General features: G+C 58.4%; 15 protein-coding genes and 1 pseudogene. 6 read left to right on the top strand and 10 right to left on the bottom strand.

Annotated features, from left to right (window positions below; translation table 11 throughout):
- The first annotated feature begins 19 nt into the window (after nucleotides 1–19).
- The 5 genes and pseudogenes from istB to AKV04_RS23360 all read left to right on the top strand — a co-directional run bounded on the left by istB (nucleotide 20) and on the right by AKV04_RS23360 (nucleotide 3,495).
- Nucleotides 20–742, top strand: coding sequence for an IS21-like element helper ATPase IstB (gene istB / locus AKV04_RS23375; protein ID WP_235815583.1), 723 nt, complete (start codon nucleotides 20–22; stop codon nucleotides 740–742).
- Nucleotides 743–782: 40 nt separating this feature from the next.
- Nucleotides 783–893: pseudogene (locus AKV04_RS26380) on the top strand (IS481 family transposase); the annotation flags it as partial.
- 230 nt (nucleotides 894–1,123) lie between these two features.
- Nucleotides 1,124–1,264: a hypothetical protein gene (locus AKV04_RS26730; protein ID WP_202905676.1), complete on the top strand. Its 141-nt coding sequence runs from the start codon at nucleotides 1,124–1,126 to the stop codon at nucleotides 1,262–1,264.
- A gap of 429 nt (nucleotides 1,265–1,693) precedes the next feature.
- The gene (locus AKV04_RS23365) at nucleotides 1,694–3,076 is read left to right on the top strand and encodes an MATE family efflux transporter (protein ID WP_054008811.1); all 1,383 of its coding nucleotides are present in this window, start codon (nucleotides 1,694–1,696) and stop codon (nucleotides 3,074–3,076) included.
- Nucleotides 3,073–3,495 (top strand): glyoxalase superfamily protein, encoded by a 423-nt coding sequence (locus AKV04_RS23360; protein WP_054008810.1) that lies wholly within the window; start codon nucleotides 3,073–3,075, stop codon nucleotides 3,493–3,495. Before AKV04_RS23365 ends, AKV04_RS23360 begins: the two co-directional genes overlap by 4 nt.
- A gap of 493 nt (nucleotides 3,496–3,988) precedes the next feature.
- Here the strand turns inward: AKV04_RS23360 and AKV04_RS23355 are convergent, their stop codons facing one another.
- From AKV04_RS23355 to AKV04_RS23310, 10 genes are all read right to left on the bottom strand, one after another.
- On the bottom strand, nucleotides 3,989–4,711 hold the full coding sequence (locus tag AKV04_RS23355; RefSeq protein ID WP_054008809.1) for a cysteine hydrolase family protein: 723 nt from the start codon (nucleotides 4,709–4,711) through the stop codon (nucleotides 3,989–3,991).
- 73 nt (nucleotides 4,712–4,784) lie between these two features.
- A complete protein-coding gene (locus AKV04_RS23350; RefSeq protein ID WP_054008808.1) occupies nucleotides 4,785–5,846 on the bottom strand; it encodes a 2Fe-2S iron-sulfur cluster-binding protein in 1,062 nt (353 codons plus the stop codon).
- A gap of 154 nt (nucleotides 5,847–6,000) precedes the next feature.
- Complete coding sequence (locus AKV04_RS23345) at nucleotides 6,001–7,071, bottom strand: aromatic ring-hydroxylating dioxygenase subunit alpha (RefSeq protein WP_054008807.1); 1,071 nt, start codon at nucleotides 7,069–7,071, stop codon at nucleotides 6,001–6,003.
- A gap of 286 nt (nucleotides 7,072–7,357) precedes the next feature.
- Nucleotides 7,358–7,690: a ferredoxin FdxA gene (gene fdxA / locus AKV04_RS23340; RefSeq protein WP_054008806.1), complete on the bottom strand. Its 333-nt coding sequence runs from the start codon at nucleotides 7,688–7,690 to the stop codon at nucleotides 7,358–7,360.
- Nucleotides 7,691–7,811: 121 nt separating this feature from the next.
- A complete protein-coding gene (locus AKV04_RS23335; RefSeq protein ID WP_054008805.1) occupies nucleotides 7,812–8,774 on the bottom strand; it encodes a branched-chain amino acid ABC transporter permease in 963 nt (320 codons plus the stop codon).
- Entirely contained in the window at nucleotides 8,774–9,628 is an 855-nt protein-coding gene (locus tag AKV04_RS23330) for a branched-chain amino acid ABC transporter permease (protein WP_054008804.1), read from the bottom strand. The genes AKV04_RS23335 and AKV04_RS23330 overlap by 1 nt, the downstream gene beginning before the upstream one ends.
- Before the next feature lie 15 nt (nucleotides 9,629–9,643).
- Complete coding sequence (locus AKV04_RS23325; RefSeq protein WP_156317789.1) at nucleotides 9,644–10,354, bottom strand: ABC transporter ATP-binding protein; 711 nt, start codon at nucleotides 10,352–10,354, stop codon at nucleotides 9,644–9,646.
- Nucleotides 10,351–11,106, bottom strand: a complete 756-nt coding sequence (locus tag AKV04_RS23320) for an ATP-binding cassette domain-containing protein (protein WP_054008803.1) — start codon at nucleotides 11,104–11,106, stop codon at nucleotides 10,351–10,353. The genes AKV04_RS23325 and AKV04_RS23320 overlap by 4 nt, the downstream gene beginning before the upstream one ends.
- Before the next feature lie 9 nt (nucleotides 11,107–11,115).
- On the bottom strand, nucleotides 11,116–12,207 hold the full coding sequence (locus AKV04_RS23315; RefSeq protein ID WP_235815746.1) for a substrate-binding protein: 1,092 nt from the start codon (nucleotides 12,205–12,207) through the stop codon (nucleotides 11,116–11,118).
- 131 nt (nucleotides 12,208–12,338) lie between these two features.
- Nucleotides 12,339–12,983 (bottom strand): cysteine hydrolase family protein, encoded by a 645-nt coding sequence (locus tag AKV04_RS23310; RefSeq protein ID WP_054008801.1) that lies wholly within the window; start codon nucleotides 12,981–12,983, stop codon nucleotides 12,339–12,341.
- Nucleotides 12,984–13,083: 100 nt separating this feature from the next.
- On the opposite strand from AKV04_RS23310, the gene AKV04_RS23305 reads away from it, so the two are divergent.
- Nucleotides 13,084–13,611, top strand: a complete 528-nt coding sequence (locus AKV04_RS23305; protein WP_054008800.1) for a MarR family winged helix-turn-helix transcriptional regulator — start codon at nucleotides 13,084–13,086, stop codon at nucleotides 13,609–13,611.
- Nucleotides 13,612–13,633: the final 22 nt, after the last annotated feature.

Genomic DNA, 13,633 nt, shown 5'->3' with positions numbered 1-13,633 from the left:
CGTCTCACGGCTTAAGTCCCTGCAATTGTTCGGAATGGCAATCGCGTGGCGAGAACTGCAAGCGGAATCGCCGCGCAACAAATCCCTCTCGCTCGAAGCCCTTTTGCTACGGTTGCTGGATGCCGAGCAAGCCGATCGTCAGGCGCGCAGCCTGCGCTATCAGCTAAAAGCTGCGCGGTTCCCCATCCATCGTGATCTGACCGGTTTTGATTGGAGCGAAACCCCCTTGGACGGTGCCCGCATTCAGGAGTTGGCCAAGGGTCACTATCTGGAAACGGCACACAACCTGATCCTGGTTGGGGGAACAGGCACCGGCAAAACCCATCTTGCCATCGCACTCGGTGTCGCCGCCATCCATCACGGCAAGCGCATACGCTTTTACAACGCCGTCGATCTGGTCAATCTTCTGGAACGGGAAAAAGCTCAGGGCAAAGCCGGAAATCTGGCCAAGCAACTCACCCAGATCGACGCGGTCATTCTTGATGAGTTGGGCTATCTGCCATTCCCGGCCTCTGGCGGCGCCCTGCTGTTCCATCTCATCAGCCAACTCTACGAAAAGACATCCCTCATCGTCACAACCAATCTCAGCTTCGCCGAATGGGTCACGGTCTTCGGTGACCCAAAGATGACCACTGCGCTCCTCGATCGCATAACTCACCACTGCGACATTCTCGAAACCGGAAACGACTCCTGGCGCTTCAAACAGCGCAAGAAAATCAGCGACCAAACTGATCAATATTGAACGCTGTTACCTGTTCAATATTCGACGCTGATTGACACACAAGACGCTGAACGGCCTCACGCCCTACGCATACATCTGCAAAATCTGGACATCAGAGCCAGATCGATTCATCCTAAACCCGATCCACCGGATGCCGGGACTGAATACCTAGCTTACCGTCATTGATTGCAGCGCATTGGTCCCGACTGGCGATTCGCAATCGTGGGATCACCGGCATACATCGAACGGCGCTTTGCTCCGGTTACGCCGGAGGATTTCACAAACCACAACTGTATCATGCTGCGCCTGACTACCTCTGGCGGGATTTATGCCTGAGAACTGAATTCGGGACACCGCGAAATCAACGCGCGGGTCGAGGGCCAGCTCACCTTCAATAGCATCGTGCCCGCGCTAAATGCGGCGGTAGACGGGCTGGGGCTTGCCCATGTGCCAGAGGACCTCGCGCGGCCCTATCTTGTAGATGGTCGCCTTATCGAGGTTTTGACGGTCCGGCGCGATGGCGAGGAACAGGCGGTCACTTAGGGCAATTATGGTGCTGTTGGTGCCTTCCAGCCCAAAGCTGACGGTTGGCCTCGATAGTGTTGCGAGGCGTTGCCCTCCAAAGCTGCCACTCGAAAAATGGTGCCGCATTTCGCGGTCAGGCGGGGATGTGGCGCCTATAGGACGGGAGTGCCTTGCGGCAGAGACAGCTCAGCGGCGCAGGTTTCCTCGGACGACTTCGCTTGCCGGACCACCAAGCGATGAAACGGTGGCCGCGACCTCGGACCTCATCCAATTGACTCGCTTGCCCCGGTGCGTTAAATGGCGCGCTAGGTGCCGGGCACCTGCCGCCTGCGGACGCAAGTCACGGTGAAGCCCGGATCACGACGACATCTCACCCTCGAAGCATTTCGCGTGGTGGGCAATGCAGGCTCCCATCCATATTGAAATGCCTCATCAGAGGAGTGAGCGATGTCTGTCCGGCACGCTGTCCCACAGGACAATCCGTTTCTGACCGCCCCCATCGGGCGGCTGTTTTTATTGAACGTCCTTCCCATGGCCGTGGTCATGTCGATGGGTGGTATTCTGAACGTGGTCGACGGCGTCTTCGTCGGACGCTTCATCGGGGCCGAAGCGCTGGCGGCTGTCAGCCTTGCCTTTCCGGCGGTGATGCTGATGTCTGCGCTGGCGACACTGGCGGGCGGCGGCATGTCAAGCTTGCTGGCGCGATCTCTGGGCGCGGGGGATCGCATCGCGGCGGCCCGGGTCTTTGCCGGGGCGCATGGGTTGGCGTTGTTGATTGCGGCCCTTCTGGTGGTGCTTTGGGCGGTCTTCGGCCGGGCGCTGCTTATCGAGCTGGCCGCAGGTAATGCGCAGGTCGCCGAGACGACGTGGACCTACCTGTCCATTCTGATCTTGGCTGCGCCAGTTCAGCTCATCCTTGGCCTGCACGCGGACGCGCTGCGCGTCGAGGGCCGTGCTGGCGCGGTTGCCGCGCTTTCAGTCTTGGTGAACCTGGTCAACATCGGTGCGAATTGGCTGGGGATCGTCATCCTTGGCCTCGGGATTGCAGGCTCCGCCCTGGGAACGGTGGCGGCGCAGGTCCTTGGCCTCGCGCTGGTTCTTGGTCTGCGATCTCGAGGACGCGGGCTGTTGCCGCTCGGGATCCTGCGGCAAGAACGCTGGGCTGCAAACTGGAGCCGGATCATCACCCTCGGCTTGCCCCTATGTCTGAGTTTCCTCGGAATCGCTTTGGTCGCCAGCGTAGCGATGCTGGCGCTGCGGCATCACGCGGCAGAGTATGACAGGCTGATCGCGGCCTATGGCGGGGTAACACGGCTTATGAGCCTGGCCTTTCTGCCGCAGTTGGCGATTGCGTTGGCTTTGCAAGGCATCGCGGGCCAGAACGCCGGGGCCGGGCGGGACGACCGGGCCATGGCGGCGCTGCGGCTGGCAATGGCTGCAGCCTTCTTGTGGTGTGTTGTGGTGGCGCTGACCGGACTCCTCGCGGGACACATGGTCGGCGGCTGGTTCAGCAGCGATCCGCAGGTGGCCATCGCGATTGTCGCAATGCTTCGGCCCATGCTGGCGCTTTACGTATTCGCTGGCCCGATCCTTGTGCTGGCCATGTATTTCCAGGCGCTCGGTCAACCTGGACGGACGGCCGCGCTGACCCTGGCGAAGCCTTGGTTGCTGATGCCCATGATGATCCTTGGACTTTCCGCCGTTTTGGGGGTGAAAGGCATCTGGCTGGCCTTTCCCATGGCGGACGGGGTTGTTCTGCTCATTGCGCTGGTCATCGGACGGGGCATCCTGCTTACTGGGAAAGCGTCTGGTATGGAGGATGCGGCATGACCATCGATGAGGCAAAAGCGCAGGCAAAAGCCCTGCGCGCAGCTCTTCAGGCCCAAGGCAACGCCGTCAGCCATGCCCAGGCGCTGGAGTTGATTGCCCGCCAGCACGGCGCCAAAGACTGGAACACGCTGCATGCCAGATTGGCGCTGCGCAATGCGCCACCGGAACTTGCGCTTGGCGACCGGGTGCGTGGCCACTACCTCGGCCAGGCTTTTTCTGGCCGGGTGGTTGGTCTGTCGGGCCCGTCCACCCATCGGCAAATCGAAATCCGCTTCGACCACCCGGTCGATGTGGTGCGGTTCGAAAGTTTCTCAAACGTGCGCAGCCAGATCCGGTCTGTGATCGACGAAAACGGCCGCTCGCATCGCCAGACGTCGGACGGCGTGCCACAGCTGATCGTCGGGAGAGAGGGTGGGTGAAAAGGAATGATCAGTTCTGCTCCGCAGCCCAAACTAGGTGTCCAGGCTCCTAATTTCCGGCAAATCGACAACGGACAGGGCATGTTCGCATAGGATGCCAGTCGGTGCCTCTTCCCAGGTCATGGCGGGATCGAACCAGCCTTACGCCGATTGCAGGCAATCGCCTACCGGCCAATGGATCGTCAGCGAGCCGCGGCGCTTGAGCGCTTCGTTGTTGCTCGGCCAGTTCTGGGTCTTGTAGGCGGGGTGTGGGTCTGCTCATGCCGCCCAGCTACCACGCTGGATTCACCAGATGAATCCCTCAGGGGATTTGTGCAACAGAGCCATGCTGTAGTTCTCCGAGATCCACCGGATGCCGATTTTAATCGGACGAGATGTCGTGCCAGCTTCAGGCGAGATCTGCTCGTTTCGCCCGAAGCTGGTCAGAGGATGAAGCCTGATCCATCAGCGCATTGCGATCGAAGATCGAGCGGGCTTGCCGGCGACGGGAAGATCACGCTTCAGCAGATGCCGGGATGGTGCTTTTAGCCGCCACTTGCGCCCGAAGGACGGCAACGATTTCTGCGGCCGTTGCCAATTCTGCAAAGAGCATCGCCATATTCATCAGGGTAGCTTTCTGCTCTGCGGCTGTGAGGGTTGCGGTGGCGTCAGAGGCGAAGATCACGTCGTAGCCCAACTGCATCGCATCGCGTGCGGTCGATTCGCAGCAGCAGTTTGTCATCGTTCCCGTGATGATAAGCGTCTTGATCCCGCGCGCTCTAAGGGCTGCATCAAGATCACAGGTGCCATGGGTGAACGCGCTGTAGCGGGTCTTGTCTGCCACCAGATCGGCCTTGCCCACGTCAAGCCCTGCCCAGAGTTCAAGATCCGGCGAGCCCGGCGAGAAAGCCTCCATCTGGGCGGCGGCACGTTTGCCGTCCAGAAAGCGGCTGTAGAATACGTTCCAATAGGCGGGTTCATCCTTCAAAAAGGCAAAGCGCGTGAATGCCACCAAGCCGCCTGCGGCGCGCAGCGCCTTAGAGATGGCATTGACCGCTGGCACGATCCCCCGGGCATCGGGCACTTCAAGCAGGGCCCCCTCGCGCATGAAACCCGCTTGCAAATCAATGACCACATGCGCAGTGGTTGATGGATCAAGCCGATCCATCAACCGGGTGGTGCCGCGTGTCGCTTGAATGCGAGACACTATATCAAGGTCGAAGTTATAGTTCTGCATCGAAGGCTCCATTGGCTGCGAAGATGGGGGGGACGGCAAGAAAAACGCTGCTCATATTCTGTGCCCGCCCTCGTCAAAGGTCGAGAGCAATATGCCCGTTTGGCCGGGAGCAACACAGAAGCACCTGACCATCAGCGGGCCAATCAAGTGGTTCGGTGGCATAATCGACTTCACCCGCGAGCAAACGGCAGGCGCAATTTCCGCAAACACCGGCCCGACAGCTGAACTCTGGCTCAAGCCCCTGTGCTTCGGCAAAATCGAGCAGGCTGGTAAAGCTGTCGCTCCAAGCGACCTTCAGGCCCGACCGGGTGAATTCGATGGTTTTCCCGCGTGCATCACTTTTGGTGGCTGGGGTTTCGGCAACGGGTGGGTTGAGCGCGGCTTGTCCGAACACCTCTCGGCGGACCGCGGCTTTTGTGACGCCAAGGCTCTGCAAAGCGGTCTCTATCGCGGTCATGAAACCGGGCGGACCGCAAAGATAGACGTGATAATCGTCAAGCGGCAGCAGACGGCGCAGGACATTCCGGTCAACGAAGCCAAGATGATGGCAATGGCCGGATCGGATATCTTTCTCGGTGCCCGTCGCATAGGCGTTGAATACGCGCACCCAAGGGCGGTTCGCGGCGAGGGCTTGAACCTCATCGGCAAACGAATGTTCGCTGCGGTCATTGCAGGCATGGATGAAATAGACCTCGCGCCCGGCTTGCCGCGCCAAGGCGTGCAGCATCGAGATGGCCGGGGTGACCCCGATCCCACCGGTGATCAGCACGACCGGGTTTGGCGCGGCTTCCAGAACGAAACTGCCACGCGGCGCGGCAGTGCGCAGCACGGTTCCGATCTGGGCCTGTTGGTGCAGGAAGCGAGAGCCGCCAAGGCCGTTCGGCTCTAACTTTACGCTGATCCGATAGCTGTCGGTCGCATCTTCGGCAGAAGACAGCGTGTAGGTGGCAATATTGCGACCGTGAAGACCCAGCCGCAGCGGCAAATGTTGTCCGGCCCGGAACGATGCCAATGGCTCGCCCGTAGTGGCGCGCAGCACAAAGGACACGACATTGCGGCTTTCCTGGACGCGGTCGGCGACCACAAGGTTCAAGTCGTTGCGTCCTGCATTCTGTGCTGGCGCGGATGTGGTCATGTCAACTCCTCTGGATGAGAGCTGCAGCGGCGGGAAGCGCCCGCCTGAGCTGGCCCTGTCTGCGCGGCGGGCCTTCGTATGCCACAGTTGCGCGCGCAATCTTCTGTATCCGCAGGGGATGGACCAACAGATGTCGGCCCATCCCCTGCCGCGTTCAGTCGTGGAAAACATAGGCGCCATTGCCGGGTGCCGAGGCATCTTCGGTGCGCTCACGCTCCAGCATTTCGGCAATGCGCTTGCGGTAGACCATTGGTCCGCGATCAATAGCGATGCGGATCGGGCGGCGTTTTTTCGGTCGCTGTTCTTCGGCGTGAACCGCCTCAAGGATTTCCTTGTCCTCAGAGAAGGCGATCTCAAACATCCGGTCGATCTTGACCGAGGCTTCTTCGGTATCAATGGCTGTGTTGCGCAGGTGCATCCAGCGGTCAATCGTGTAGTTTTCATCCACCGGTGTCAGGAAGTGCAGGGCGAAAACGCGGTTGCCACGATCGCGTTCATCCTCTGCAATCTCCAGCCCGGCATCCGCCGAGCCGAAATCAATGTAGGCGGTGCAGGGTAGGTGGAGGTAATAGTAATGCCAGCGATCGACATTGCCGGTAAAGCCGCCAAACGCCTTGAAAAAGCCGATCGGTTCAGAGTTGCGAATCCAGCGCCACGCGACGATGGCATCGCCATCGGTCGAGATATGGACCGGAACATTTTCTGAGGCCGAGTTGCCCAATGTTGTCGGATGGACAAAACTGACATGGGCCGGATCGACAAGGTTTTCCGCCACGTTCAGATAGTTCGACTTGATATGCAACGCGCCGCCGTGGTGCATATGCCAAGCTGCGTCGTCGAATTGGGGAAGGCTGAAGATCGTGGCCGGATCCGCGCGCTCTTTGTCGCCCATCCAGATCCAGACGATGCCGTGACGCTCTTCCACAGGATAGGCGTCGACATAAGCGGCAGTCGGCACCTTGTCTTGCCCCGGGACGCGCACGCATTTGCCGTCGGCATCAAACGTAAGCCCATGGTAGCCACATTGCACAGTGTCGCCGATCCGCTTGCCCTTGTGCAGAGGCAGAAGGCGGTGCGGGCAACGGTCTGCCAGAGCCGCGATACGTCCGTCGGTGCGACGGAAAAGCAGAACGGGATCTTCCAAGATTACAAAACGACGCAGTTGTTCGTCGACTTCCGATGACCAGGCGGCAACGTACCATGCGTTGCGGACAAGTGTCGTCATATGCTTTTCCTCCAGGCTTGTCGGTTGCCGACACCATATAGTTAGTGGGCGAAATACTATAGTTAGTGAACGAACTATTTTCTTGATTGCTGATTCGGTCAACAAAAATCGCGTTCGTGCAACAGTTGAACGCGGAAAATGGTGAAGAATGCGCGGCGAGGCATCGACTCAGATTGCGCCCCACTTTTCTGCAGCTGTTGTTTTGCGCGCTGGCGCCGTGACGTATTGTGCCTACCCTCTTGCTGCGCACAGCCGGGCTTTGCATCGCCATTCCATGCCGCCCGTGTCAGCGTGCGGCGGGAAGACTGCTTAATTCTTCGCGTTTGCCGCTGACCGTTGCCCAGACATCATGATCGGCCGGAGGCGCGCCTTTGCTGTTAATGTTCGGCCAAAGCTCGGCGAAACGTCGGTTGATCGCCAGCCAATACTCCATGTCGGCTTCCGTATCCGGTTTGATCGCATCCACCGGACATTCCGGCTCGCACACGGCGCAATCGATGCATTCATCCGGGTGGATGACGAGCATATTTTCGCCTTCATAAAAGCAGTCGACGGGGCAGACCTCAACGCAGTCTTGATATTTGCAGCGGATGCAGGCCTCTGCGACAACATATGTCATCTTGAATGGTCCCTCTTCGTGGAAGTGCAGCGCCGATAAAAATCGGCATGTAGAAGCAAGCCATCAGGTCATGGTCTGACCCGATGATTTGTACAGATGGGTGTGCCCTTAGGCCGGGCTGTTAGCGGGATTTCGACAGATTCAGGATGCGCCCGAACAAACCGCGCGGCGCAAGAATGACCACGAAGATGAACATCAGGCCCATCGCCAGCAGCCAGTATTGCCCCAGCTTGTCCGACAGCAGGTTTTCGACCCAGCGCACAAATATGGCACCAACAAAGGCCGCAAGCAAAACCTCGCGCCCCCCGACAGCGACCCAAATCAGCACTTCGGTAGAAAGACCAAAACCGACAAGCGGAGGCGACACGAAGCCGAACTGCGCCGTAAACAAGGCCCCTGCCAGCCCGGAAATCATCCCCGCCAACGAAAAGGCGAACAGTTTTGCGACTGTTACATCAAAGCCAAAGTAGCGCGTCCGGTTTTCGTTGCTGCGGATCGCCGCAAGTAGAGTTCCAAATGATGATCGGCTGATTAGAAGCAGCAACAGATAGACGGCCATGACGATTGCAAGCACGAGGAAGTAAGTCTCGTTCGAGCTAAGGAACATGTCGTCGCGTGTGTAGGGCGCTACGAGTGGCGGCACGCCAAGCAAGCCATTGAAACCGCCAATGAAATCCCAGCGTTGGGCGGCAACTTCGGCCACAACGGCGGCGCAGAGGGTCACGATTGCAAGATGCGCGCCGGACAGTCCGCGCCCGCCCAGCATGAAAAGTGCCAAGCCGAAGGCTCCGACTCCGCCCCCGACAGCACCTAGGATGATACCCGTCCACTGGCTTTCTCCCAGCAGTGGCAGCTTGCCCAAGGTGATCAGCGCCATCAGATAAGCGCCGATGCCGAAGAAAATCGCCTGGCCGAAACAAAGAATACCGGCTTGCCCCCAGATGAACGCCAGACTGAGCGCAAAGAGCCCATAGGTCAAAAATTGCGCGAGTTGGCTGATGCGCCAGTCGTCAAGGGCCAAAGGCGCAAGTAGCAACAAGACCCAGATGCCGATGGTCAAGAACAGTGGCAAGCGGCGAGTCATTAACGGAATCCCTTCGACAAGCCATTCGGAAACAGCCGGATGACGACAATGGCGATGACGAAGACGCAAATCTGGGCGGTGGCTTGCGCCATACCGCTTGAAAGCGTGGTGGAGGCGCCGCCGATGATCCCGGCCCCGATCACGGCACCGAGCAACGAATTCAGCCCCCCGACAAGCACGGCAAGGAAAGCGGGGATCAGAAAACCGACACCCATCTGGGGATCAACGCTCATGATCGGAGCCATCACAGCGCCGGCTATGCCGGCCAGTGCTGCGCCAACCGCGAAGGTGCCGCGATCCATCAAGCGGGTGTTCACGCCCAATGATCCGGCCATGCCACGATTGGCAATGACGGACCGGATCTGAAGCCCGATCGAGGTGCGAAACAACACCAGATAGACGGTGGCAGCCAGAAATGCCGACACTGCCATAATCACCAGCCGATAGGCGGGATAATCTATGCCCAGCACCGAGACCGATCCCGGCAGCGGGTTTGTGAGGCTGATCGCGGCTGGCCCGAACACAATAATGATCAGTTGCTTGATGGCAATTGACAAGCCCCAGGTCGCAAGGATCGTGTCGATTGGCCTGCCATAGACATGCCGTATCACCAATTCCTCAATCAGCAACCCGGCGAGCCCCACCACAAGCATGGCCAGTAGAACGCCGGCCCAGAATGGCAACCCGGCCGACTGCGCCGCCACCAAAGTATAGGCCCCCAGCAGAAAGAGTTCGCCATGCGCCATGTTGATCACGTTCATCATGCCATACACGATCACAAGGCCAAGCGTGACCAGAAGCAGCGTCAGTACGAAGCTGAGAGCATCGAGGCCGATTGTTAATACGAGTTCCATTCGCGCTCCTTTGGGTCAAACGGTCAGATAGCGGTTGATGAGATCGGCGTCGGTCTGAAGGCGCGCAATGTCATCCACCCGCTCGACGATCGTGCCGTTCTCCATGAACAATGCGTGATGCGCGAGCAGGTTCACCAGATCGAGGTTCTGCTCGACCAGCAGGATCGTCAGGCCATGGGTGTCGGCGTACCGCCGCAGCGTGGTGCCGATGTCGTGCACAATCGAAGGCTGAATCCCTTCAGAGGGCTCGTCGAGGATCAGAAGGTCCGGCTTGCCAAGCAAGGCACGCATGATAGCAAGCTGCTGCTGCTGCCCGCCTGACATGGTGCCTGCCCGTTGGTTGCGACGCTCTGCCAAGATGGGGAAAAGCTCAAAGGCGAGGTCAGGGACAGTCGAACCGAGCCCCGGCTTGCCTAGCACGCCCATGCGCAGATTTTCCTCGACCGTAAAATCACTGAAAATATCCCGACCTTGCGGTACATAGCCAATCCCGGCGCGTGCGATGCGATAGGGCGGCTTACCTGCTATGTCGGCACCTGCAAAGCGGATGGAGCCTGCCGTGGGTTTAAGATGGCCGGTCAGGGTGCGCATCAGGGTGGTCTTTCCCATCCCGTTGCGGCCCAGAATGGCAACCGACTCGCCCTTGCCAATTTTCATCGACAGGCCATCGAGAACCTGGCTTCCTTTAAGGTATCCAGCGTGCAAACCATTGATTTCAAGCATCATGCCGCCCGCCCGAGATAACATTCGATCACGCGTGGATCGTGGCGCACTTCGTCATAGCTGCCATCGGCAATAACAGTGCCGCGCGCCATGACCGTGACCGGGCAATCAAGCTCGCGTACGAAGTTCATATCGTGTTCGATGACCAGCACCGTTTTTCCGAGTTCCGACGTCAGTTTGCGGATCAGCGCTGCAATGGCCGAGGTTTCCCCCTTTGACATCCCGGCGGTCGGTTCATCCAGCAGCAGAAGGTCGGCATCGGTGGCCAGAAGCATCATCACTTCCAGCTTTTGCTTTTCGCCATGCGACAATTCGGCAGCCGTCACATGCCCCTTCTGGGACAGGCCTGCAAAGCCCATCAGTTCTGCAATCCGGGCGCGGTCTGGGCGCTGACGAAGCAAGGACCACACGCCGGGATGACGGTTCGCCGCCGCCAGCGGAAGTGCGATATTTTCTATCACAGAAAGCTCGGGATAGATCCCCGGCACCTGAAATTTGCGCGAGATGCCGAGCCGCGCGATCGCTGCTGGACTTTTTCCGCTGATCATTGCGCCTTGGAAGCTCACGGTTCCTGAGGTCGGGCGCAGCGCGCCTGTCAGGACGTTGAACAAGGTTGTCTTTCCACAGCCGTTGGGACCAAGAATGCAGCGCAACTCTCCGGCCCGCAGCGACAGATTAAGGCCGTCCAAGGCCACGATGCCGCCAAAGCGCATCGTGACCTCTTTGACCTCAAGGATTTGAGGGGTAGTTTCCATGCAAACCGCTCAGGAGCACTGGCTGGGTGCGATGATGCGCCCAAGATCTTTCAGCACTTCCATCTTGCCGCCGCGTGCTTCGAAAATCAGGATGTTGAGGTCGGCATGCCGATCTGCGGACCTGAGTTGTACCTCGCCGTTGCCAGACATCATCGGCATGTCGAGCATCGCCGCAGAGAAAGCATCGGTCTGGTCAGAATCTGCCTTCTTCAGGCCTTCGACGAGGAAGCGCGTCGCGGTATAGTGGGCGTCCACCGTATTTGAAACGATTGCGGCGTCGCCATAACGGGCCTTGACCTTGGCGACAAATTCCTTGGCTTCTGGTTTGTCGAGCGTGGCGATGAAGTTTGCGGTGCCGACGATGCCTTCTGCTTCCTCCACCGACAGGCCCGACAGATAGTTTTCGCTGAAACCAAAGAAGATGATTCGCACTTTGCCCTTAAGTGCCGATGCCGCGAACTGCTTAACGAACGTGACGGCATCACCACCAACGATGGTCAGCACCACCGTATCGGCTCCCGAACTCTCGATCTTGCGCAGCGTCGGCGTGTAGTCTTTGGAACCCCATGCCCCATATTCTTCGCCTGTGATTGTCGCGCCGGCTTTTTCCGCTTCGGCGCGGAAAGCCGTATTCATCTTTTGTGGCCAGATGTAGTCGCTGCCAAGCAAATAGAACGCCTTGCCAACATTCTCGACAGCGTATGGCACAAGCGGGGTGACCGAATGTTGCGGAAGTGCGCTGTAGCAGGTGATATATTGGCTGCAAACGCCGCCTTCATAGTCCGTTGCATAGATCAACGGGGTCTTGAAACGCTCATAGGTCGACCGGATGGCATCGCGCTCGGCGCTGGTGACCGGGCCGATCACGGCCGCGACCTTTTGCGCGCGGATGAGTTCGTTGGACTTTTCGACGGCGGTTTTAGGGTCGGTTTTGGTGTCAGCACGGATGATTTCAAACATCCGCCCGCCAAGAATGCCGCCTGCGGCATTGGCTTCGAGCAACGCCATTTCGATGCCCTGCGCGCCTTGCTCGCCCAGCAGTTCGAGGCCGCCGGAGAACGGCTGCAGCACGCCGATGCGGATCGGCTCTGCCGCACGCAAAATTGTCGGCATCCCTAAAGATGCCAAAGCGACGCCGCCAAGGCCGACTTTGAGCAGGCTGCGGCGGGTCGTGGAACCTATCAGTTTTTGATCCGTTTTCATTTTCTCACCCTGTTGTGGTTTTTGTTTATTTAGAAACTGTTGCCGTCCTGAACGGGCAGAGGTTTACATGTGCAAATGCTTTCCACGATACTGCGGGCATCACTGACGACCCCGAAGTGGGTCGAGATATCGTGGAGTGTCGAGGCTTGCTCACGAGGACCGGTCGCCGCGCAGCAGTCTTGGGGCACGATTACGGTGTAGCCGTGAAAGAATGCGTCATGGACCGTCGAGCGCACACAAATGTTGGTAACGACACCCATGACAATGACGGTATCCACCATCATATCACGCAGCGTTACGTCGAGGTCCGTATTGAAGAACCCGGAATAGCGACGCTTTATAACCGTGATGTCCGAAGGAGATTGATCAAGCTCTGGAATGACCTGCACGCCGGGCGTGCCCTCAATACAGTGAGGCATCCTCTTCAGAAATTCGCGGTCTCTTCTGGCCTGTGGGCGATGTGCATCGACGATAAATACAATAACGGCACCAGCATTGCGCAGCGCCCGGATCACCTCGTTTTGCGGCCCAACGAGTGCCTCATAACCGGGCAGCACCATTGCTCCGCCGGGAAGGCAAAAGTCAGCAAGCATATCGATGACGAGAACAGCCGTGGATGTCGGCCTGATAGCGATTTCCGAAGCCGTTTCGTGGTAGGCAGAGAAGTGAACCATACTACACTCCAAAGCTATTCTATGATGGAATCAGGCTATTGCTTAGTGTACTAAGTGTCAACGCCGCGGTTATCATATGCGCAGGAAAGACGTATAAAAAATGCAGAAAATCGAACCCGTAGAAATCAACGACAGTTTTTGGCAACAGGACGGCAGTAAAAACGAGTCGACTGAGATAATCGGACAAGATTACGATCTGCACGCGCAGATTGGGTATCGGCTTCGCGTTGCGAATCAGATCGCGGTTGAGATTTTTTCTGACGTTCTTGGGGCGCAGATCGGGTCATCAAAAGTGACCACCGGGCAGTTTGCTGTCCTTTCTGCTCTGTGGGTTCGCCCCGGGATGGCGCAGTCTGAACTGGCACTGCAGACGGCCATGGATATGCCGACGCTTAACGGTGTCTTAAAACGACTGACAAGCCGCAAGCTGGTCGATGTGGCGGTGGCAGAAGATGACAAACGGTTCCGGGTGATCAGCCTTACGCCAGAAGGCAAGACATTGGCCGAAAACCTGCGCTCGCAGGCGCATCTGGTTTCCGAACAGGTTCTTGCGCCGCTTAGTGTACCAGACCGCGAACATCTGCTTGATCTGCTTGACCGATTGATCTTGGCGCATCGGTCCGACTGATGTCGCGGCAAGCTGACAAGTT

The sequence above is a fragment of the Cypionkella psychrotolerans genome (assembly GCF_001294535.1).
Classification (GTDB): Bacteria; Pseudomonadota; Alphaproteobacteria; order Rhodobacterales; family Rhodobacteraceae; genus Cypionkella; species Cypionkella psychrotolerans.
The sequence above is the reverse complement of the archived record's forward strand: the minus strand, read 5'-3'. Positions and strand labels throughout refer to the sequence as shown.

What these genes read in the sequence shown, in the direction of transcription:
- AKV04_RS23355 (WP_054008809.1), bottom strand. Translation starts at nt 4,711, where the DNA reads ATGCAGAACTATAACTTCGACCTTGATATAGTGTCTCGCATTCAAGCG.
- AKV04_RS23365 (WP_054008811.1), top strand. Translation starts at nt 1,694, where the DNA reads ATGTCTGTCCGGCACGCTGTCCCACAGGACAATCCGTTTCTGACCGCC.
- fdxA (WP_054008806.1), bottom strand. Translation starts at nt 7,690, where the DNA reads ATGACATATGTTGTCGCAGAGGCCTGCATCCGCTGCAAATATCAAGAC.
- AKV04_RS23305 (WP_054008800.1), top strand. Translation starts at nt 13,084, where the DNA reads ATGCAGAAAATCGAACCCGTAGAAATCAACGACAGTTTTTGGCAACAG.
- AKV04_RS23330 (WP_054008804.1), bottom strand. Translation starts at nt 9,628, where the DNA reads ATGGAACTCGTATTAACAATCGGCCTCGATGCTCTCAGCTTCGTACTG.
- AKV04_RS23350 (WP_054008808.1), bottom strand. Translation starts at nt 5,846, where the DNA reads ATGACCACATCCGCGCCAGCACAGAATGCAGGACGCAACGACTTGAAC.
- AKV04_RS23310 (WP_054008801.1), bottom strand. Translation starts at nt 12,983, where the DNA reads ATGGTTCACTTCTCTGCCTACCACGAAACGGCTTCGGAAATCGCTATC.
- AKV04_RS23325 (WP_156317789.1), bottom strand. Translation starts at nt 10,354, where the DNA reads ATGATGCTTGAAATCAATGGTTTGCACGCTGGATACCTTAAAGGAAGC.
- AKV04_RS23320 (WP_054008803.1), bottom strand. Translation starts at nt 11,106, where the DNA reads ATGGAAACTACCCCTCAAATCCTTGAGGTCAAAGAGGTCACGATGCGC.
- AKV04_RS23345 (WP_054008807.1), bottom strand. Translation starts at nt 7,071, where the DNA reads ATGACGACACTTGTCCGCAACGCATGGTACGTTGCCGCCTGGTCATCG.
- AKV04_RS23360 (WP_054008810.1), top strand. Translation starts at nt 3,073, where the DNA reads ATGACCATCGATGAGGCAAAAGCGCAGGCAAAAGCCCTGCGCGCAGCT.
- AKV04_RS23335 (WP_054008805.1), bottom strand. Translation starts at nt 8,774, where the DNA reads ATGACTCGCCGCTTGCCACTGTTCTTGACCATCGGCATCTGGGTCTTG.